General features: G+C 71.1%; 21 protein-coding genes. 3 read left to right on the top strand and 18 right to left on the bottom strand.

Annotation, left to right across the window (positions count from 1 at the left end):
- Window positions 1-1,029: DUF1513 domain-containing protein (locus tag ACFDTC_RS13695; protein ID WP_375259444.1), on the top strand; the 1,029-nt coding region annotated here is incomplete at its 5' end.
- A gap of 1 nt (window position 1,030) precedes the next feature.
- Here the strand turns inward: ACFDTC_RS13695 and ccoS are convergent.
- The 8 genes from ccoS to ccoN form a co-directional block, all read right to left on the bottom strand.
- Window positions 1,031-1,192, bottom strand: a complete 162-nt coding sequence (gene ccoS / locus ACFDTC_RS13690; RefSeq protein WP_375259443.1) for a cbb3-type cytochrome oxidase assembly protein CcoS — start codon at window positions 1,190-1,192, stop codon at window positions 1,031-1,033.
- The gene (locus ACFDTC_RS13685) at window positions 1,189-3,324 is read right to left on the bottom strand and encodes a heavy metal translocating P-type ATPase (protein ID WP_375259442.1); all 2,136 of its coding nucleotides are present in this window, start codon (window positions 3,322-3,324) and stop codon (window positions 1,189-1,191) included. The genes ccoS and ACFDTC_RS13685 overlap by 4 nt, the downstream gene beginning before the upstream one ends.
- Window positions 3,321-3,761: a FixH family protein gene (locus ACFDTC_RS13680; RefSeq protein WP_375259441.1), complete on the bottom strand. Its 441-nt coding sequence runs from the start codon at window positions 3,759-3,761 to the stop codon at window positions 3,321-3,323. Before ACFDTC_RS13680 ends, ACFDTC_RS13685 begins: the two co-directional genes overlap by 4 nt.
- The gene (locus tag ACFDTC_RS13675) at window positions 3,758-5,305 is read right to left on the bottom strand and encodes a cytochrome c oxidase accessory protein CcoG (RefSeq protein ID WP_375259440.1); all 1,548 of its coding nucleotides are present in this window, start codon (window positions 5,303-5,305) and stop codon (window positions 3,758-3,760) included. Before ACFDTC_RS13675 ends, ACFDTC_RS13680 begins: the two co-directional genes overlap by 4 nt.
- A gap of 181 nt (window positions 5,306-5,486) precedes the next feature.
- The gene (gene ccoP, locus ACFDTC_RS13670; RefSeq protein ID WP_375259439.1) at window positions 5,487-6,398 is read right to left on the bottom strand and encodes a cytochrome-c oxidase, cbb3-type subunit III; all 912 of its coding nucleotides are present in this window, start codon (window positions 6,396-6,398) and stop codon (window positions 5,487-5,489) included.
- Entirely contained in the window at window positions 6,395-6,628 is a 234-nt protein-coding gene (locus tag ACFDTC_RS13665) for a cbb3-type cytochrome c oxidase subunit 3 (RefSeq protein WP_375259438.1), read from the bottom strand. Before ACFDTC_RS13665 ends, ccoP begins: the two co-directional genes overlap by 4 nt.
- A gap of 10 nt (window positions 6,629-6,638) precedes the next feature.
- A complete protein-coding gene (ccoO, locus tag ACFDTC_RS13660) occupies window positions 6,639-7,460 on the bottom strand; it encodes a cytochrome-c oxidase, cbb3-type subunit II (protein ID WP_375259437.1) in 822 nt (273 codons plus the stop codon).
- A 4-nt stretch (window positions 7,461-7,464) separates the two neighbouring features.
- Complete coding sequence (ccoN, locus tag ACFDTC_RS13655; protein WP_375259436.1) at window positions 7,465-9,060, bottom strand: cytochrome-c oxidase, cbb3-type subunit I; 1,596 nt, start codon at window positions 9,058-9,060, stop codon at window positions 7,465-7,467.
- Between the two features lie 220 nt (window positions 9,061-9,280).
- Between ccoN and ACFDTC_RS13650 the strand changes: the two genes are divergently transcribed.
- The gene (locus tag ACFDTC_RS13650; RefSeq protein WP_375259435.1) at window positions 9,281-10,084 is read left to right on the top strand and encodes a universal stress protein; all 804 of its coding nucleotides are present in this window, start codon (window positions 9,281-9,283) and stop codon (window positions 10,082-10,084) included.
- Here the strand turns inward: ACFDTC_RS13650 and fnrL are convergent.
- Complete coding sequence (fnrL, locus tag ACFDTC_RS13645) at window positions 10,081-10,821, bottom strand: transcriptional regulator FnrL (protein WP_375259434.1); 741 nt, start codon at window positions 10,819-10,821, stop codon at window positions 10,081-10,083. The two genes, ACFDTC_RS13650 and fnrL, sit on opposite strands and share 4 nt — an antisense overlap.
- Window positions 10,822-10,889: 68 nt before the next feature.
- Between fnrL and hemN the strand changes: the two genes are divergently transcribed.
- Window positions 10,890-12,233 (top strand): oxygen-independent coproporphyrinogen III oxidase, encoded by a 1,344-nt coding sequence (gene hemN, locus ACFDTC_RS13640; RefSeq protein ID WP_375259433.1) that lies wholly within the window; start codon window positions 10,890-10,892, stop codon window positions 12,231-12,233.
- A 101-nt stretch (window positions 12,234-12,334) separates the two neighbouring features.
- Here the strand turns inward: hemN and modC are convergent, their stop codons facing one another.
- The 9 genes from modC to ACFDTC_RS13595 form a co-directional block, all read right to left on the bottom strand.
- Complete coding sequence (gene modC / locus ACFDTC_RS13635; protein WP_375259432.1) at window positions 12,335-13,438, bottom strand: molybdenum ABC transporter ATP-binding protein; 1,104 nt, start codon at window positions 13,436-13,438, stop codon at window positions 12,335-12,337.
- Window positions 13,435-14,130 carry a molybdate ABC transporter permease subunit gene (gene modB / locus ACFDTC_RS13630; protein ID WP_375259431.1) on the bottom strand — a complete coding sequence of 232 codons (696 nt, stop codon included), beginning with the start codon at window positions 14,128-14,130 and terminating at the stop codon, window positions 13,435-13,437. Before modB ends, modC begins: the two co-directional genes overlap by 4 nt.
- 3 nt (window positions 14,131-14,133) lie before the next feature.
- Window positions 14,134-14,916, bottom strand: coding sequence for a molybdate ABC transporter substrate-binding protein (gene modA, locus ACFDTC_RS13625; RefSeq protein ID WP_375259430.1), 783 nt, complete (start codon window positions 14,914-14,916; stop codon window positions 14,134-14,136).
- 66 nt (window positions 14,917-14,982) lie between these two features.
- A complete protein-coding gene (locus tag ACFDTC_RS13620) occupies window positions 14,983-15,363 on the bottom strand; it encodes a winged helix-turn-helix domain-containing protein (protein ID WP_375259429.1) in 381 nt (126 codons plus the stop codon).
- Window positions 15,364-15,409: 46 nt separating this feature from the next.
- Complete coding sequence (locus ACFDTC_RS13615; RefSeq protein ID WP_375259428.1) at window positions 15,410-16,300, bottom strand: nickel/cobalt transporter; 891 nt, start codon at window positions 16,298-16,300, stop codon at window positions 15,410-15,412.
- Window positions 16,291-16,986, bottom strand: coding sequence for a DUF1007 family protein (locus ACFDTC_RS13610; protein WP_375259427.1), 696 nt, complete (start codon window positions 16,984-16,986; stop codon window positions 16,291-16,293). Before ACFDTC_RS13610 ends, ACFDTC_RS13615 begins: the two co-directional genes overlap by 10 nt.
- 138 nt (window positions 16,987-17,124) lie before the next feature.
- Window positions 17,125-17,940: a formate/nitrite transporter family protein gene (locus ACFDTC_RS13605; protein WP_375259426.1), complete on the bottom strand. Its 816-nt coding sequence runs from the start codon at window positions 17,938-17,940 to the stop codon at window positions 17,125-17,127.
- Window positions 17,941-18,012: 72 nt separating this feature from the next.
- Window positions 18,013-18,792 (bottom strand): ion channel, encoded by a 780-nt coding sequence (locus tag ACFDTC_RS13600; protein WP_375259425.1) that lies wholly within the window; start codon window positions 18,790-18,792, stop codon window positions 18,013-18,015.
- Between the two features lie 127 nt (window positions 18,793-18,919).
- Window positions 18,920-20,084, bottom strand: a 1,165-nt coding sequence (locus tag ACFDTC_RS13595; protein WP_375259424.1) for a BCCT family transporter, incomplete at its 5' end; no start/stop codon positions are given.

Genomic DNA, 20,084 nt, shown 5'->3' with positions numbered 1-20,084 from the left:
GGCGCGGCCCCCCGTCTCGGCTGGGCGGCCGCCGGCGATCCGTCCTACATCGCCGCCGCGCGCGACGCAGGCGGCGGCTTCGCGCTCTACGGTCTCGACGAAGCGGGCGCCGTCACCTTCCGCGTACCGCTGCCCGCGCGCGGCCATGCCGGCGCTGGCCATCCCAGCCGGGCCGAGGCCGTCGCCTTCGCCCGCCGTCCGGGCGCCTACGCGCTGGTCATCGACTGCGCGCGCGGTGCCGTCACCCGGACGCTTACGCCACCCGACAACCGCCAGTTCAACGGCCACGGAGTCTTCGCCCAGGGCGGCGCGCTGCTGTTCACCAGCGAGCAGGCCAGCGACACCAGCGACGGCGTCATCGGTATCTGGGACGCGGCGGCCGGCTATGCCCGCATCGCCGAGATGCCCTCGGGCGGCATCGGCCCGCATGACCTGCGGCTGATGCCCGACGGCGAAACGCTGGTCGTCGCCAACGGCGGCATCGCCACCGACCCGACCGACCGGACCAAGCTCAACGTCGACTCGATGCGTCCCAACCTGTGCTACCTTGGCACCGACGGCACGCTGCTCGATACGGTCGCGCTCGAGGCCGCGCTGCACCGCAACTCGATCCGCCACCTCGCGGTGCGCGCCGACGGCCTCGTCGGGTTCGCCATGCAGTGGGAGGGCCCGCCCGGCGCCGCGACCCCGCTGCTGGGCCTGCACCGGCGCGGCGGCGCGCCGATCCTCGCCCAGGCCCCGCTGGCGGACGAATTGGCGATGGACGGCTATGCCGGCAGCGTCGCCTTCGACGGCGCGGGGGCCGAGCTGGCGATCACCTCGCCCCGCGGCGGGCGGATGCACCGGTTCTCGGACGCGGGCGACTTCCTCGGGGTCGTGTCGCGCGCTGATGTCTGCGGGCTGGCACCGCACGCCGCGGGCTATCTCGCCAGCGACGGGCTGGGCGGGCTCATCGCGGTCGGAGCAGGGGGACCGGCGCCGCTGTCGCGGCAGAACGTCGCCTGGGACAACCACATCGTCGCGCTGTGACCTAGCGCGGCCGCGGCGCGTCGTCGTTCTGCGGCGACAGCGCGCGCGCCTGGTCGCCGGCCGGGTCGTCGTACTGCCCCGACCGGATCGTCCACACGAAGGTCGCCAGCCCCGCGAGGCCCATCAGCAGCGACACCGGGATGAGGATGACGAGGATGTTCATGTGTAGCGCCTCACCGCGTTGAGCGTGACCACCAGCGACGAGCCCGACATCGCCAGCGCCGCCCAGAACGGCGTGACGTGGCCCGCCATCGCCAGCGGCACGGCCAGCGCGTTGTAGGCGATCGCGATGCCGATGTTCTGCCGCATCCGCGCCACCGCGCGGGCGGCCGTGGCCAGCGCCAGCGCGGCCCCCGACAGGCCCGACGACAGCAGCACCACGTCGGCCGCGTTGCGCGCGGCATCCAGCGCCGATCCCGGCGCGATGCTGGCATGCGCCACGGCAAGGCAGCCGGTGTCGTTCAGCCCGTCGCCGACCATCAGCACGCGGTGGCCGGCCCCGGTCTCGTGCTCGACCCAGGCGACCTTGTCGGCGGGGCGCAGGCGGCTCAGCGCGCGGGTGATCCCGAGGCTTTCGGCGACCGGCGCCACCGCCTGCGCCGTGTCGCCCGACAGCAGCGCGACCTCGCGCCCCGTGGCGCGGATGTCGCGCACCAACGCGCCTGCGGACGGGTCGAGGCTCTCCTCGATCGGCAGCACCACCGGCGCGCGGCCTTCGATCTGCAGGCAGGTGCCGGCGTCGTCCAGCCCCAGCCACGCCGCGCGGCCCAGCCGGACCGTGCGGCCCTCCCAAAGCCCCTCGACGCCGTCGCCGCTGTGCTCGTGCAGCGCCTCGACCGGGGCGGGCGCGATGCCACGCGCCTCGGCGGCGCGCGCGATGGCGCGCGACACCGGGTGCGACGACCCCGCCGCCAGCCCGGCGGCCACGGCCAGCGCGTCATCGGAAACGCCCGCGCCCAGCACCGGCGTGCCGCTGGTCAGCGTGCCGGTCTTGTCGATCGCCACCAGGTCAATCTCGGACAGGCGTTCGAGCGCGGTCTGCGATTTCACCAGGATGCCCTGCCGGAACAACCGGCCCGTCGCCACGGTCGACACCGCCGGCACCGCCAGCGCCAGCGCGCAGGGACAGGTGATCACCAGCACCGAGATCGCGATGTCGAGGCTCAGCCACCCGTCGCCGGTCATCGCCAGCCAGGCCGCGAAGGTCACGGCCCCCAGCAGGTGCACCACCGGCGCGTAAAGCTTCGCCGCGCGGTCGGCGATGCCGGTGTAGCGGCTGCGCTGGGTCTCGGCCGTGGCCACGATCTCGGCCATGCGGGCCAGCGTCGTATCGCGCCCGGCGCGGTCCACCCGCACCGTCAGCAGCCCGGTCAACGAGGTCTCGCCGGCGGTCACCTGGTCGCCGGGGCCGGCGGCCTCGGGCGCGCTTTCGCCGGTCAGCACGGCGCGGTCCAGATCGGTGCGCCCCGACACGATGGTGCCGTCGGCGGGCAGCCGGTCGCCCGGGCGCACGCGGATCAGGTCGCCCGGCACCAGCGCCTCGGCCGCGACGACGGTCTCGGCCTCGCCATCCAGCCGCAGCGCCTGCGGTGCCTCGAGCGCGGCCAGCTCGGCCGCGGCGGACCGCGCGGCGGCGCGGCCGCGGCGTTCCAGGAAGCGTCCGATCAGCAGGAAGAAGGTCAGCGCCAGCGCCGCGTCGAACCAGCCCGCGCGGTGGTTCAGCCCCAGCGCGCTGGCCATCGACGCCGCCGTCGCCAGCACGATCGCGATCGAGATCGGCACGTCCATGTTGGTCCGGCCCTTGCGCAGCACCCCCAGCGCCGAGCGGAAGAACGGCTGCCCGGCGAAGGCCACCGCCGGGATCGTGATGCTGGCCGAGATCAGGTGGAACACCTGCGCGGTCACGCCCGCCGCCCCGCTCCAGACCGCGATCGACAGCAGCATGACGTTCATCATGGCGAAACCCGCGACGCCGATCCGGGTCAGCAGCTCGCGCGATTGCGTGTCCTCGGGGCCCAGCCGGCCTGGATCCAGCCGCTCGGCCCGGTGGCCCGCGGCGGCAAGCGCCGCGATCAGCGGCGCGGTGGCCAGCGCGGGCGCGGTGACGGCCACGCGCTTCAGCGTCAGGTTCACGCGCGCCGATTCCACCCCCGGCACCGCGCCCAAGGCGGATTCCACGGAGGTGATGCAGGCGCCGCAATGGATGTCGGGCAGGTGCAGCAGGTGCGTCGGCCGGCCGTCCGAGACCGGCTCGGCCTGCGGCAGCGCCGAGCAGGCGGGGCAGGCGGCGCTCATCGCGGCACCGTCAGGACGATGGCCTTCTGGAAGGCCGTGCCGTCGGGCGCGGTCGCGGCGATGTCGACGCGCCACGACCCGGGCGCGAGGTCGATCCGCGCGATACCCTCCACCAGCGCCAGGTCGTGGTCGTCCTTCGCCTCGGTCGGGCGGCCGACATGCACGCTCAGGTCTTCGGGCGCGACGGGCCGGCCGTCCGCGTCGGAAATCGCCACCGACAGGCGGCCCGCTTCGTAGCCGGCCGTCGCGGTCCAGCCCAGCGCCTGCTGCGCCTCCAGCCGCGCCTGGAACGACTGGCTGGCGACGTAGGAATTCGGCACTTCGAGGCCGGGAAAGCTGCGCACCGCGTTGACGGCCAGCGCCGCGTTCACCGCGATGATGATGCTGAAGCCCCCGACGAAGAGCGTGGCGACATGGCGTCCGGTCAGTTCGGTCATCGGTTTTCGCTTCCGTTGAAGGTGGTGTCCACATGCGCGCGCTCGCCGCTCGCCATGTCCTGGACCCAGATCCGCACCGGGCTTGCCGCCTCGGTAGCGAGGTCGGTTCCCGGCTCGGCGGTCAGGTAGACGCGCACACGGGTCATGGTGTCGGCGGGCACCGGCACGACGCTGCCGCGATGGCCCTCGATTTCCATCTCGGCCTGCGCGTCGGTCTCGAGCGAGGGCGCCAGCAGGAAGGCCCGGTCGTCGCCGTGCTTGTTGAGCAGCCGCACGTCGTAGGCGTTGCGCACGCTGCCGTCGGCGAGCGTCACGAAGGTGGGGTTGCGGATCGGCGCGACGGTCATCTCGATGTCGGGCCGGATGAACAGCGCGAAGACCAGCAGCAGGCCGATCCCGGCCCACAGCGCGAAATACGCGATGTTGCGCGGCCGCACGGCGTGCTTCCAGGCGGGGATCGGATCGCCGCCGGCGGCCTCGCGCGGGGCGTCGGACAGCGCCACGTAGTCGATCAGCCCGCGCGGGCGGCCGGTCTTCTCCATCACCTGGTCGCAGGCGTCGATGCACAGCGCGCAGGTGATGCAGGCCATCTGCTGGCCGTCGCGGATGTCGATGCCCATCGGGCAGACGTTGACGCAGGCGTTGCAATCGATGCAGTCGCCCGGCGGGCGCGTGTCCTCGCCCTCCGAGACCTGGCGTTTCGCGGTGGTGGTGTTGGCCAGACCCGGCATCGGGATCAGCGGCGCGCGGCCGCCGATCTGCGGGCCTGTGACGCGCAGCCCCTCGGCCGCCTCGCGCCGCTTGAGGCCCTTGCCCCGCGGCTCGCCCCGCCAGTCGCGGTAGGCGACGGTCAGCGTGCCCTCGTCCATCATCGCGGCCTGGATGCGCGGCCAGGGGCACATGTAGATGCAGACCTGCTCGCGCATGAAGCCGCCGAAGACGAAGGTGGTCGCGGTCAGCAGCGCGATGGTCAGGTACGCCACCTGCGGCGCGTCGAACGTCACGAGGTTGCGCGCCAGCGTCGGCGCGTCGGTGAAGTAGAACACCCAGGCGCCGCCGGTCGCCATCGCGATCAGCAGCCAGATGCCCCAGGTGGTCAGCATCAGCCGCCATTTGCGCGCGGTCCATGCCGACTGGTACAGGCGCATCCGCGCGTTGCGGTCGCCCTGCACCCAGCGCTCGACCACCAGGAAGAGGTCGGTCCAGACGGTCTGCGGGCAGGCATAGCCGCACCAGACCCGGCCCAGCGCGGCGGTGAACAGGAACAGCCCCAGCCCGGCCATGATCAGCAGGCCCGCGACGAAGTAGAACTCGTGCGGCCAGATCTCGATCCAGAAGAAGTAGAAGCGCCGGTTCGCCAGATCCACCAGCACCGCCTGGTCGGGCAGGTTCGGGCCGCGGTCCCAGCGGATCCACGGCGTCAGGTAGTAGATCGCCAGCGTGACCAGCATGATGCCCCACTTGAGGCGCCGGAACGGGCCGGACACGCGGCGGGGGAAGATCGGCACGCGGGGCGCGTAGAGGTCGGTGGACTGCTCTGACATCGATTCGGACTTTCCTGTTCGCGAGGGTCTTGTCGCGCGGCAGCCCCTCGGGCTCCTTGACGTGGATCAATCGCGGCCGCGATGCCGCGACCCCGGAAAAAGAACGGGGGCGATCCCTCCTCCAGGACCGCCCCCGCAAGAGCCCGTCGCGTCGAGGTGCGAACAGGGTACGCTGCGGGCTCTATTCGGTGGCTTCGGTGTCGGGCAGGCTGCCGGCGGACGAATCCGCCGCCGGAACCTCGCCCCCGCCCAGGCCGTGCACGTAGGCCGCGACGGCGCGCACCTCGGCCTCGCGCAGGCGGGTGCCCCAGGGCGGCATCACGCCGAACGGCCCTTGCGCGATCACCTCGGTCAGCTGCGCGTCGGAATTGCCGTACAGCCAGATCGCGTCGGTCAGGTTCGGCGCGCCCATGTCGCGGTTGCCGCGCGCGTCGGCGCCGTGGCAGGCGGTGCAGTTGGCGTCGAACAGCGCGCCGCCGGGGCCGGCCAGCGGGTCCTGCCCGCCGGGCAGCGCCTGCACGTGGTCGACCAGCGTGGCGATCTCGTCGCGGTCGAGGATCTCGCCGAAGCCGGGCATCTGCGACCAGCGCGCCTCGGGGTCGGCCTCGTTGCGGATGCCGTGGCGCACGGTATAGGCGATGTCCTCGATCATGCCGCCCCACAGCCATTCGTCGTCGAGCAGGTTGGGATAGCCCAGCGCGCCCGCGGCGCCCGAGCCGTGGCATTGCGAGCAATGCGTGCGGAACACCGCCGCGCCCGCGTTGGTGGCGAAGGCCAGCAGCTCCTCGTTGCGGTCCAGCGCCGCAAGGTCGGTGCCGACCAGCGAGGCTCGCATCTCGGACTGTGCGGCGTCCACCGCGGCGATCTCGCGCGCCACGTCGTCGCGCGCCGACCAGCCCAGCACGCCGTCGGTGGCGCGGTTCACCAGCGGCCAGGCGGGATACAGGATCACGTAGACCAGCGAGAACAGGATCGTCGCGTAGAAGGTCCACAGCCACCAGCGCGGCAGCGGATTGTTCAACTCCTCGATGCCGTCCCATTGGTGGCCGGTGGTTTCCGTGCCGGTGACGGGATCGATACGGCGCTTGGTCATGGCTGCTTCTCCTGGAAGGGCGCGCAGGTGCAGTCGGGGCAGGCCCGGGCGCAGCCCGCGACGCGTGGCGCCGGGGCCTCGTCGCGGAAGATCGCCCGCGCCGCGTCGTCGTGCAGCGCGCGCGAGCCGGGCCGGTACGCCCAGACGCAGACGAAGACGAAGACGGCCGTCAGCGCCAGCAGCGCCCAGCTGTCGGCGAATTCGCGCAGGATGGTGTAGGTGTCGTGCATGGGGGCGTCCTCAGCGGCTCGCATCGGCCACGAAGGTCGAGAAATCGACCAGCGTGCCGAGCATCTGCAGGTAGGCGATCAGGGCGTCCATCTCGGTCAGGTCGGGCTGGCCGTCGAAGTTGCGCACCTGCGCGCCGGGATAGCGTTCCAGCAGGCCGGCGACGTCGCCCATCGGATCGACCTGCACGCGGAAATCGGCCTTGGCACTGGCGATCATCTCGTCGGTGTAGGGCACGCCGACCATGGCGTGGGTCTCGAGCAGCTCGTCGATGTGCTCGCCGTCGATCCGGGCGCGCGCCAGGTAGTCGTATTTCGGCATCACGCTTTCGGGCACAACGGTCTGCGGATCGGCGAAGTGGTCCACGTGCCACTCGTCCGAATACCGCCCGCCGACGCGCGCCAGGTCCGGCCCGGTGCGCTTCGATCCCCACTGGAACGGGTGGTCGTACATCGACTCGGCCGCCAGGCTGTAATGCCCGTAGCGCTCGACCTCGTCGCGCATCGGGCGGATCATCTGGCTGTGGCAGACGTAGCAGCCCTCGCGCACGTAGATGTCGCGCCCCGCCAGTTCGAGCGGCGAGTAGGGGCGCACGCCCTCGACCTCCTCGATCGTGTTCTCCAGCCAGAACAGCGGCGCGATCTCGACGATGCCGCCGATGCTGACCACCAGGAACGAGGCCACCAGAAGCAGCGTCGCGTTGCGCTCGAGGATGCCGTGCTTGTCGATCAGCCGCGTGTGGTGCGGCAGCTCGTTGGGCACCCCGCGATCGCCGGCTTGCGTGACCTTGGGGTCCTTGTCCGCCGGCGGGATCTTGTCGTTGTCTTTCGTCATTGTCTCACTCCGCGGGAACGGTGGCGGTTGCGGCGGCGGATTGGGGCGCGCGGATGGTCATCCACATGTTCCAGACCATCACCAGCGCGCCGGCCAGGTACAGGACGCCGCCCAGGCCGCGGACCAGGTACATCGGGAACTTGGCGGCGACGGTGTCGGCGAACGAGTTGACGAGGAAGCCGTTGGCGTCGACCTCGCGCCACATCAGGCCCTCCATGATGCCGGTCACCCACATCGATGCCGCGTAGAGGACGATCCCCAGCGTCGCGAGCCAGAAGTGCAGGTTGATCGCCGCCATGGAATGCATCTGCTTCTGGCCCCACAGCTTGGGCGTCAGGAAGTAGAGGCAGGCGAAGGTGATCAGCCCGTTCCAGCCCAGCGCACCGGAATGCACGTGGCCGATGGTCCAGTCGGTGTAGTGGCTCAGCGAGTTGACCGCCCGGATCGACATCATCGGGCCCTCGAAGGTGCTCATCCCGTAGAAGGCGAGGCTGGCCACGAACATGCGGATGATCGGGTCGGTGCGGATCTTGTCCCAGGCGCCTTCCAGCGTCATCAGGCCGTTGATCATGCCGCCCCAGCTGGGCATCCACAGCATGACGCTGAACACCATCCCCAGCGTCGCGGCCCATTCGGGCAGGGCGGTGTAGTGCAGGTGGTGCGGGCCGGCCCAGATATAGAGGAAGATCAGCGCCCAGAAGTGGATGATCGACAGCTTGTAGCTGTAGATCGGCCGCCCGGCCTGCTTGGGCACGAAGTAGTACATCATCCCCAGGAAGCCCGCCGTCAGGAAGAAGCCCACGGCGTTGTGGCCGTACCACCACTGGGTCATCGCGTCCTGCACGCCGGCGAAGACCTGCACCGACTTGCTGCCCCAGATGCTGACCGGGATCGACAGGTTGTTGACCACGTGCAGCATCGCGACGGTGACGATGAACGCCAGGTAGAACCAGTTGGCGACGTAGATGTGCCGCTCGCGCCGCTTGAAGATCGTGCCCATGAAGACGGCGAGGTAGACCAGCCAGACGATGGTCAGCCAGATGTCGACGTACCATTCGGGCTCGGCGTATTCCTTGGACTGGGTCGAGCCCAGAAGGTAGCCCGTCGCCGCCAGCACGATGAACAGCTGGTAGCCCCAGAACACGAACCACGCGGCGTTGCCGCCCCACAGCCGCGCGGCGCTGGTGCGCTGCACGACGTAGAACGACGTCGCGATCAGCGCGTTGCCGCCGAAGGCGAAGATCACCGCGCTGGTGTGCAGCGGGCGCAGGCGGCCGAAGTTGGCGAACCCCTCGGACCAGTCGAAGTTCAGCACCGGGAAGGCCAGCTGGAACGCGATGAACGTCCCCACCAGGAACCCGGCGAGGCCCCAGAACGCGGTGGCGATGACGCCGGCGCGGATCGGGCCGTCCATGTAGGCGGTCTCGGGGTGCACGGGGCGGGCCTCGCCGACGCGGCGGACTTCCCACAGGAACAGCCCGCCCGCCACCAGCATGACGATCACCGCGTGGGTCGAATAGGCCAGGTCGCGGCCCCAATCCGCCGCCATCGCGGCGACCAGCGCGATCAGCGCCAGTGCGACGAGCTTCAGGTACTCCATGACATCTCCTGCGAATCCCGCCTCCGGAGGGCGAAGGCCGGGACCCAATCCCACGCGGCGCCGGGCGCTCGCCTTGACATGGATCAACTGGGCGCGGGACGCGTCCGATCGGGCGCCGGAACCGCGCATCGCCGCCGCGGTTTGATCCTGATCAAGGCGCGCCCCGCCGCGCCGGCGCAGGAAGGGGGCGTGCAACAGGGCCGGACCGAAGGAGAACGCCATGTCCTACAGAACGCTTTCCACACTCACGATGACCGGCGGTCCCGACGCGCTCGACGCGGCCGCGGACTGCGCCCGCCGCTGGTCGGCGCATCTCGACGTCACCGTCGGCGCGCAGACCCGGACCGAGCCCGCGATCATGTTCGCCCCCGAGATGGGCATCGCCGAGGAGACGCTGGTCCAGGACGCGATCGAGGCGCTCGACCGCGCCGAGGCCGAGACCCGCGCCCGCCTCAAGGGCGAAGGCTTCGGCTGGTCGGTGCGCACCGAGATCGTGCGCAGCGCCGACACGCTGCGCCGGATCGCGCTGGGGCACCGGTTCTCGGACCTCGCGATCCTGCCCGCCCCGGGCGAGGACCGCGGCGCGCAGGACATGCTCGAGGCGGTGCTCTACAACACCCGAGTGCCGGTGCTGGTCCTGCGCGAGGGGTTCGAGCCGTCCTTCGACCGCATCGTGCTGGCCTGGGACGAAAGCGACGTTGCGCTGGCGGCGATCCGCGCCGCGCTGCCGCTGCTGCGGCAGGCAGCGTCGGTCGGCATCGTCGCGGTCGATCCCGACAGCGACACGTCGGGCCACGAACTGGCGGTGATGCTGGACCGCGCGGGCGTCACCGCACCGGTCACGCCGGTCGCCAGCAGCGGCCGTCCGATCCCCAAGGTGCTCGAATCCCACGCCCGCGACGTCGACGCCGACCTGATCGTGATGGGCGCCTACGGCCACAACCGCCTGCGCGAGATCGTGCTGGGCGGCGTCAGCCGCACCATGCTGCACGACGCGCCGGTGCCGCTTCTGGTGGCGCGCTAGACGATCAGCCCGCCATCCCCGTCGTCCCCGGCTTCCAGCGCCAGCGCGCCGAAGTCGGGGATGCGGATGTCGCGGGTGGTCGGAAGCTCGATCAGCCCGTCCTTGCGCAGGGCGGTCATCTGCCGGCTCGTGGTCTCGATGGTCAGGCCCAAGTGGTCGGCCATCGCCTCGCGCGACAGCGGCAGGTGCATCGTCACCGGGCCGCCGATCGGGTCGCCCAGCGCCACCGCCATCTGCCGCCGCGCCAGGCTGACCAGGAAGGTTGCGACCTTCTCGCGCGCGGTCATGCGGCCCAGCACCACCGCCCAGTCGCGCGCGGCGTCCAGTTCGTCCAGCGTCATCTTCAGCAGCCGGCTGGCCACGTGCGGCGTGTCGCGCAGCAGCTTCTCGAAGGCGCGCCGCTCGAACCGGCACAGCGTCACCTCGCTCAGCGCCTCGACGTCGAAGGCCGCCTGCGCGCGCCCCGGCCGGCCGATGTAATCCGACGGCAGCAGCAGGCCCACGGTCTGGCGGCGCCCGTCCTCCAGCGTGCGCGACATGGTCGCGCAGCCCGTCACGATCGACGAGAAATGTTCGAGCGTCTCGCCGGCCGAGGCCAGCGGCGCCCCCGCGGGCACGGTGCGGTAGCTCTTGATCGCCGACAGCATCGCCAGTTCGTCGCTGTCGCACTCGGCGCAGACCGCGCTGTGGCGGATCGGGCAGGTGGTGCAGGGCACGATGGGGGTCAGCTTGGACATGCCCGTATTTAACGCCACGGTTGATCCTGATCAATGCGCGCACCGTCGCATGGGGCGATTTTCCCGACATGACCGATGATCCCCTCCGCCACGCGCTGCTGACCGCCCGCGTCCCGCGCTACACGAGCTTCCCGCCGGCCGACCGCTTCACCGCGGCGGTGGGCGGGGCCGAAAAGACCGCATGGCTGGGCGCGATCGCGCCCGGCAGCACGGTGTCGCTCTACGTGCACGTGCCGTTCTGCCGCCGGTTGTGCTGGTTCTGCGCCTGCCGCACGCAGGGCACCCGCAGCGACGCGCCGCTGGATCGCTACCTCGACCATCTCGCGCGCGAGATCGCGCATACCCGCGTCGCCATGCCCGAACGGGTCACAGTCTCGGCGCTGCATCTGGGCGGGGGCACGCCCACGCTGCTGTCGCCCGACCGCATCGGGCGGCTGGGCCGCATGATCGCGCGCGCCTTCGACCTGTCGGGCGCCGAGGTCAGCGCCGAGATCGACCCGACCGAGTGCGACACCGACCGGATCGACGCGCTGGTGGCGCTGGGCCTCGTCCGCGCCTCGGTCGGGGTGCAGGATTTCGACCCGCAGGTGCAGGCGGCGATCGGCCGCGCGCAATCCTCGTCCGCCACATGGGACACTGTGCGCGCGCTGCGCCGGCGCGGCATCGGCAGCGTCAACTTCGACCTGCTCTACGGCCTGCCGCACCAGGACCGCGCCCGCCTGCGCCGCACGATCGACACCGTTCTGGCGATGGCGCCCGACCGAATCGCGCTTTACGGCTACGCCCATGTGCCCTGGGTCGCCCGCCGGCAAAAGCTGATCCCCGAGGACGCGCTGCCCTCGCCCGAGCAACGCCTCGCGCTGGCCGAGATGGCGCGCGACGCGCTGCTCGACGCGGGCTACCTCGCCGTCGGCATCGACCATTTCGCGCTGCCGCACGACACGCTGGCGCTCGCGGCGCAGGCGGGCACGCTGCGGCGCAACTTCCAGGGCTACACCACCGACACGGCCGAGACGCTGGTCGGCTTCGGCCCCTCGGCGATCTCGCGCTTCGCGCAAGGTTATGTGCAGAACGCCTCGGCCACCGATGCCTGGCAGCAGGTGGTCGAGGCCGGCGCCATTCCCGCCGCCCGCGGCATCGCGCTGAGCGATCTCGACCGCACGCTGTCCTTCGTCGTCGAACGCCTGATGTGCGACGGCGCGGTCGATCTCGGGCGGCTTGGCCAGCCGGTCGACCCCGCGCTGGGCTCGGCCGCGCGCGCCGCGCTCGACCTCTATCCCGGGGCGGGCGCGTTCGTCGGCACGGTGCTGCGCTTGTTCGACCCGCGCGCTGCGCGCCTCGTCGCGCACGCGATCGAGACCGCGCTGACCGGCGCCCCGGCGCCCGGACAGCGCTACAGCCAGGCCAGCTAGGCGGGCGAGGATTTCCAGCCGAATCCTAAGGATTCGTGAATCCGTCTCTGCAAGCCATTGATTTTTCGTGGGCGGCGGGGTGTCCCATCGTGGGACATCCCTCAGCCGCCCCGCCCGGCGCCCCCGCCGCCGATATCCAGCGGCGCCACCGACACGGATTTGACCACCGCGTGGACCGCCGCGCCGGGGGCCAGTTCCAGCGCCTCGGCCGACCGCCGGGTGATCCGCGCCAGCAGCCGGCCCGCCGGGGTCTCCAGCGCCACGATCGCGCCCGGCCCCTCGCCGGGGCGGATGTCCTGGACCGTGCCCGGCAGGATGTTCAGCGCCGACAGCCCCTCGGGCCGGTGCCGCGCCAGGATCACGTCGTGGGCCGAGATCCGGACCCGCACCGTCTCGCCCGGCGCCGCTGTGACCCGCGGCAGGAACAGCGGCACCCCGCCCGCGTCCAGCTCGGTCAGCCCGTCGGCGTGGTGGTGGGCGACGCGGGCCTGCACAACGGCGCCGGCCTCGCGCGGGCCGGTGGGCAGCACCGCCGGGTCGCCCAGCATGTCCGCCGCCGGCCCCTGCGCCACCACCCGGCCCGCATCCAGCGCCACGATCGTCGTCGCCAGCCGCGCCACCTCGGAGGCCGAGTGGCTGACATACAGGATGGGAATCCCGACCTCGTCCCGCAGGCGCTCGAAATAGGGCAGGATCTCGGCCTTGCGGGCCTCGTCCAGCGCGGCCAGCGGCTCGTCCGCCAGCAGCATGCGCGGCGCCGACAGCAGCGCCCGCCCGATCGCCACGCGCTGCTTCTCGCCCCCCGACAGCGCGCCCGGCCGCCTGGCGAGCAGCGGGCCGAGGCCCAGCAGCTCGACCACCCGGTCGGGGCTTTCGCGGCGCGCGCGCCGGGGCGCGAACCACGCGCCGTAGCCCAGGTTCTGCCGGACGGTCAGGTGCGGGAACAGCCGCCCCTCCTGGAAGATGTAGCCCAGCCGCCTTTGGTGCGGCCGCAGCCGGATGCTGCGCGCCGTGTCCAGCAGCGTCCGGTCGTCGCTGACGATGCACCCCTCGTCCGGCATCAGCAGCCCGGCCACCGCGTTCACGATGGTCGTCTTGCCCGAGCCCGAGCGCCCGAACAGCACCGTCAGCCCCGGCGGCGCGGTAAAGTCGGCATCCAGCGCGAAGTCGCCCAGCCGGTGCCGCAGGCGGACCGAAAGGGTCATGCCCGCGCCATCCGCGCCACCCGGCGCGACACCAGTTCCGACAAGACCAGCGCTGCGGCGGCGATCGCGATGGACAGCGCCGCCAGCCGCGCCGCGCGTGCCTCGCCGCCCGGGGTCTCCAGCAGCAGGTTGATCGCCAGCGGGATCGTCTGCGTCTGGCCGGGGATGTTGGACACGAAGGTGATCGTGGCGCCGAATTCTCCCATCGCCTTGGCGAAGCTCAGCACCGTGCCGGCGATGATCCCCGGCAGGATCAGCGGCAGCGTTACGGTCAGGAACACCCACGGCCGCGACGCGCCCAGCGTTCCGGCGGCCTGCTCCAGCCGGGGGTCGACCGCCTCGATCGACAGGCGCACCGCGCGCACCATGAAGGGAAACGCCATGACGCCGGACGCGAGCGCGGCGCCGGTCCAGCGGAAGGCGAAGGTCATGCCGAACCACGCCTCGAGGAAGCCGCCCACGGGCCCGCGCGCGCCGAAGGCCAGCAGCAGCAGGTAGCCGGTAACCACGGGCGGCATGATCAGCGGCAGGTGGACAGTCACGTTGAGCAACTCGCGCCCCGGAAAACGCCACCTCGCCAGCGCGTGGGCGACGAAGATCCCCAGCGGCAGGCTGACCAGCGTCGCCCAGAACGCCACCCGCAGCGACAGGCGCACCGCGTCCCATTCCGCCGGGCTGAGCCAGTCGACCATCGCTCAGTCCGGCAGCACGACGAAGCCCTGCCGCGCGAAGACCGCGCGCGCCTGGGGGCCACGAAGGAACGCGAGGAAGTCCGCCTCGGCCGGCGTGTCGCGGTTCGCAAGGTCCGCGACCGGGTAGACGATCGACGGATGCGTCTCGGGCGGGAAGGTGCCGATGACGGTCACGCCCGGCTCGGCCCGCGCGTCCGAGGCGTAGACGATGCCGTAGGGCGCCTCGCCCCGCGCGACGAGCGCCAGCGCGGCGCGCACGTTGTTCGCCTGCGCCACTTGGGGCGCGATGCTGTCCCACAGGCCCAGGGTCTCCAACGCGGCCTTGCCGTAGACGCCCGCCGGCACCGCATCGACCAGCGCCATGGCCAGCCGGTCTTGGCCGAGCATCCTCGCCAGGTCGAGGCCCGGCGCGATGTCGGCCGGCGCCGCATCCGGGTCGTGCGCGACCAGGACGAGCGCGTTGCCCAGCAGGTCGAAACGCGACCCGGGTTCGATCAGGCCGTCGGCCTCGATCGCGTCCATCCAGTCGGTGCTGGCCGACAGGAAGACGTCCGCCGGCGCGCCCTGCCGGATCTGCCGCGCCAGCGCCGAGGAGCCCGCCAGCGACACAACGAGGTCGTGTCCGGCCGTCTCCTCGAACGCCTCCTCGATCTCGGCCAGGGCGTCGGCGGTGCTGGACGCGGCGAAGACGGTGACCTGCGCAGACCGCGCGGACGCGGGCGCCCACGCGAGGCCGAGCGCGCAGGCGGCGGTCAGGACGGCGCGAAGGGGTGCGGGCCGTGGCATCCGGGTCAGTTCCGTCTGTTATGTGTCGCGGAACATATCGCGGGCGGGGGCGTCGCGGGTCAAGCGTTATTCCTGACCGGGAATATCGCGCAGAAGCGATTGAAGCTGCCGCAGCCGGTCGGCGCCGCCTTCTGCCGCGTCGGCCTCGAAGGCGCGGTACTGGGCCAGCACCTCGCGCCCCAGCTCGGTCAGCACCGCGCCGCCGCCGCCCGGGCCGCCGCGCGTGCTTTCGACCAAGGGGGCGCGGAACATGCCGTTGAGCGTGCCGATCAGTTCCCACGCGCGCTTGTAGCTCATGCCCATCTCGCGCCCGGCGGCGGCGATCGAGCCGCAGCGGTCGATCCCTTCGAGCAGGTCGGCCTTGCCGGGGCCGATCATCTCGTCGTCGCCGAAGACGATCCTGATGCGCAGGCGCGGCCCGTCCGGGCGGTTGGAATGCGGCTTCATGCCGGAGCCTTGCCGCAATCACGGCCACGCATCAAGCGCGGGGCGGTCACGCCAGCGATGCCGACAGCAGGACGATCCCGAACCACACGATCAGCGCGCCGGCCAGCACCTGCAGCGACGAGGCCGCCAGCGCGACGCTCGCCGGCGTGCCGCTGGACGCGACGGTGATGCGCCGGGCGGCGACGCTGGAGACCGCCACGAGGCTGGTCAGCAGCGCGGTGCCGAGGCCCATCGCGACGACCGCCGCGGCGCCGGCGGTCCGGATCTCCATCTGCCAGGCGATCACCAGCAGGAAGACCGCGCCGGTGCAGGGACGGATCGCGATGCCCGCCACCAGCGCCGCCGCCTCGCGCAGTCCGGTGGCCTGGCGGACCTGCTCGACCGAGGGGCCGTGCGCGTGGCCGCAATCGTGGTGGTCATGGTCCGCCGCGTCCGCGTGCGACGGGGCCGCGCCGCGCATCAGCGCCCGCGCGCCACGCAGCACCAGCACCGCGCCGATTGCCGCGATCGCGACGTAGCTGGCGGGGGCAAGGATATCCTCGGCCAGCGTCGTCAATTGCCGCGCCGAGACTTCCAGCGCGAAGAACCCGCCATAGACCAGCAGGATCGCCCAGAGCGCTTGCGCGAGGCTCGCTGCCAGCGCGAGCACGACGAGGCGCAGGGCGGGCACGGTGGTGCCGAGCCCGACGCCGCCGACGAGGTACTTGCCGTGCCCGGGGCCGACCGCGTGCACGAACCCGTAGGCGGCGGACGCGCCCAGCAGGGTGGCCATGGCCTCGGGCGCGCCAGACCGCAGCGCCCGTAGCGCGCCGGCGATCACGTTCTGGAAGGCGCGTTGTTGTTCGACGGCCCAGCGCCCGACCGCCGAGGTGTCGACCATCAGCGCCAGCGAGGCCGCGCCGAGCAGGACGGCCAAGGCGATCAGGATCAGCCGCATGTCACCGCGATCCTGTCGGCGAACAGAGCGCCAACATTCTCGATCTCGGGCGTCTCCTCGCGCCCGAGCGTGGACAGCGCTTTGCTCAGTTCCTCGGTCTGGCTGTCGGGATCGAAGGGGATGACGCGCGCGGAGCATCCCGGAGCGCCGTCGACGAGGCGAGGCTCGTCCGTGACCGAGAAGGCGAAGAAGTACGTGGATTCGTAGAACGCGACCTCGGCGTCCTGCGAGTCGAGGGAAACTGGCGTGCCCAGCGTGCGGGTGAACGTCATCTCGAGCCGGCCGTCCACGACGTGCGCGTCCAGCGCCGAGGGCCATTCCAGCGCGATGGCATCGCCGCCGACGGTCAGGTGCGCGGAGCCGTCGAAATCCTCGGGCCAGTCGCTCAGCAGGCGGACCAGTTCGAGACGGTCGGCCTCGTCCAACTCGCCCTCGGCGTTCAGGGCCATGCCGTGCGACGACAGGGTGTAGAGGGTCTCGAACGCGTCGTAGCGCCAGGTGACCTGCAGCGCGTCCAGCATCGTGCCGTAGCGGAAGACGAAGTCGATGCCGCCGTCGATGAAGACATGCGGGTGTGCGCGGGCCGGCCCGGGCGCAGTGGCCGCACCGGCCACCACCAGCACGGCAAGGCCCGTCACAGTGCGGCGCAGGCGTATACGGATCGGGAAGGACCGGGAGTTGTGCATGTCGTCGGTTCCTAGGCAGAGGCGGGCAGGTCGGCCATGTCCGGTGTCAGATACGCGCGCGGCGCGGGTTGTACATCATGGCGCCGATGCGACGCCATAGCGCCGGCGGAAGCCCGCGCATGCCGGCGCGACGTGCCATCAAATCTCCTCGCGGACCTGCGCATAGGTGAGCGCGGCGAAGATGCCGGTACCGCCCAGCACGTTGCCCGCGAAGGCCGGGACGATGCCGCCGAAGACCGCCGCGACGATGCTTAGCTCGCCGCTCGCCACGAGGACGAAGAGCTCGGTCGAGCCGGCGACCACGTGGGACATGCCGCCGAGGCCGATCACGTAGGTCACGATCACGATCATCAGCACCTCGCCCCCGCTTTCCATGCGCGGCAGGATCCAGACCAGCGCGGCGATCAGGAACCCGGCCGGAATGCCCCAGGCGAAGTGCTGGAAGGGCGTCGCCTCGGCGTAGTGGCGCGAGACGTCGAGGATGCCCTGGAACCGCGCATCGGGCAGGATGTGGCCGTTGACCAGAACCAGCGCCGCCGCGACGCAGCCGACCAGGTTCGCCGCGAACACGATCCCCCACAGCCGCGCGGTCTGCGCGAAGTTCGCCCGCGTCGGTGCCAGGAACAGCGGCAGGATCGGCGTGATCGTGTTCTCGGTGAACAGCTGCATCCGGCCAAGGATCACGATCAGGAAGCCGACGGTGTAGCCCAGGTTCGAGATGCCCGAGGCCCAGTCGGCGTGCGGCAGGATCGAGGCGAGGAAGCCCTTGCACAGCACCGACGTGCTGATCGCCAACCCCGCCGCGACGCCGGACCACCACAGCGCGCTGAGCGGGCGCGACAGCTCGTGGTCGCCCGCGCGGCGGATCGCCTCGAAGATGACCGAGGACGGCACGTTCTCGTAGGCGTCGACCTGCTTTTCCTCGTCGTCGTCGAGAGCGGCTTTGTCGGACATGTCTGGACCCCTGGATAACCGGCCTGACGGCCGGGGCCTTGCGGCGGTTGAACGAAGCGGCGGGCAACGCGGTCACGCGCCGGTGTTGCCCTCCGTCTCGATCTTCAGCGATTCGCCGCAATGCTTGCAGTGGATCGCGTCCGGATCGTGCCGGTTCAGGCCGCATTGCGGACAGGTGTAGCGGATCTTCGACGGCTGGAAAATGGCCCGCGCAAGCTGCACGAACAGCGCCACGCCCACCACCATGATGAACACCGACAGCAGCTTGCCGGTGGCCGTGGTCAGGGTGATGTCGCCGAAGCCGGTCGTGGTTAGCGTGGCGACCGTGAAGTACAGCGCGTCGACATATCCCGGAAAGCCGTCCTGCTCGTCGAAGGCCAGCACGAAGACGACCGAGGTCGTCACGAAGATGAAGACGAACAGGTTCACTGCGGCCAGGATCGCGTCCTCGTGCCGGCGGAAGAGCAGGCTTTCGCGCCTGAGGTCGCGCAGCAGGTGGTAGGCGTGGATCAGCCGCAGCCCCCGCAGCACGCGCAGGAAGCCGAGGTTGGCCGAAAACAGCGGCGCCAGCAGGACCGAGATGACGACCACCACGTCCGCCAGCGTGTAGATGCGCGTGAACTCGCGCCGCCGGTTGTCCGCGATCCAGAACCGCGCCAGCAGATCCAGCAGGATCAGCAAACCGAAGACGATGTCGGCGATCGTGGTGATTTGACCGTGGGGCAGGGCGGCCGTGGCGATGAAATAGAGGATCGTCAGCGTGTCGAAGACGATCAGCCCATACCGGAAGCGACGGGCGCGCCGGCTGTCGCCCCGGTAGAGCAGGCGGATGCTGCGCTTGAGATCCTTCATGGGCATGCGTTCACTGGCAACGGCCTCCGCGTCACAGGCTTGCGTCCGGATGATCGCGCGGCGGGCGCCGAACGCAAGACCTTGCGATGCGCCGGGGCCGGTCGTGCCGCCCGCCCCGGCGCTGGGGTCATCGCGGCTCGCTCATCAGGCCGCGGACGATGGCATAGCACGCGCCCAGCAGGACGATCGTGAACGGAAGGCCCGTGGACACCGCCATGGCCTGCAGCGCGGCAAGCCCGCCGCCCAGCAGCAGCGCGATGGCGACCAGCCCTTCGAACGTCGCCCAGAACACCCGCTGCGGCGTGGGCGCGTTGACCTTGCCGCCTGCCGCGATGGTGTCGATCACCAGGCTGCCGGAATCCGACGAGGTCACGAAGAACACCACCACCAGGATGATGCCCACGAACGACGTCAGGCCCGTCAGCGGCAGCTGGGTCAGCATTTCGAACAGCTTGAGTTCCAGCGCCGCGTCCTGCACCTGCGTGAAGCCGTCGTTCACCACCTGGCCGATCGCCGTTCCGCCCAGCGCGGTCATCCACAGCACCGACAGGATCGTCGGCACGATCAGCACCGCGATCAGGAACTCGCGCACCGTGCGGCCGCGGCTGACGCGGGCGATGAACATGCCGACGAAGGGCGACCAGCTGATCCACCACGCCCAGTAGAACGCCGTCCAGCCCGAGGCGAAGTTCGCGTCCTCGCGGCCAAAGGGCATCGACAGCGCCGGCAGATACTCGCCGTAAGCGCCGAGATACGAGAAGAAGCCGGCGAAGATCTCGAGCGTCGGGCCGAAGACGATGACGAAGACCAGAAGGATCGCCGCCAGCGCCATGTTGATCTCGGACAGCCGCTTGACCCCTGCGTCGAGCCCCACGACCACCGACACCAGCGCGATCGCAGTGATGAGTATGATCAGCGTGATCAGCGCCAGGTTCGACGTCGGCAGGCCGAACAGGAAGTTGAGGCCGGCCGCCGCCTGTTGCGCGCCTATGCCCAGCGACGTCGCCAGGCCGAAGATCGTCGAGAAGATCGCCAAGATGTCGATCACGTTGCCCGGCCAGCCCCAGACCCGCTCGCCGAAGATCGGGTAGAAGCAGGACCGCAACGTCAACGGCAGACCCTTGTTGTAGGCGAAGAGCGACAGCGCCAGCGCGACGATCGCGTAGATCGCCCAGGGGTGCAGGCCCCAGTGGAAGATCGTTGCGGCCATGCCGAGCCGGATCGCCTCCTGCGTGTTGCCCTCGGCACCGCCGAGCGGCGCCCAGTCAGTGCGCACGCCGTCCTCGCCCACG

Origin of the sequence: Citreimonas sp., from assembly GCF_042096055.1 — a bacterium.
Classification (GTDB): Bacteria; Pseudomonadota; Alphaproteobacteria; order Rhodobacterales; family Rhodobacteraceae; genus Citreimonas.
This window is presented reverse-complemented; position numbering and strand designations above follow the sequence as displayed.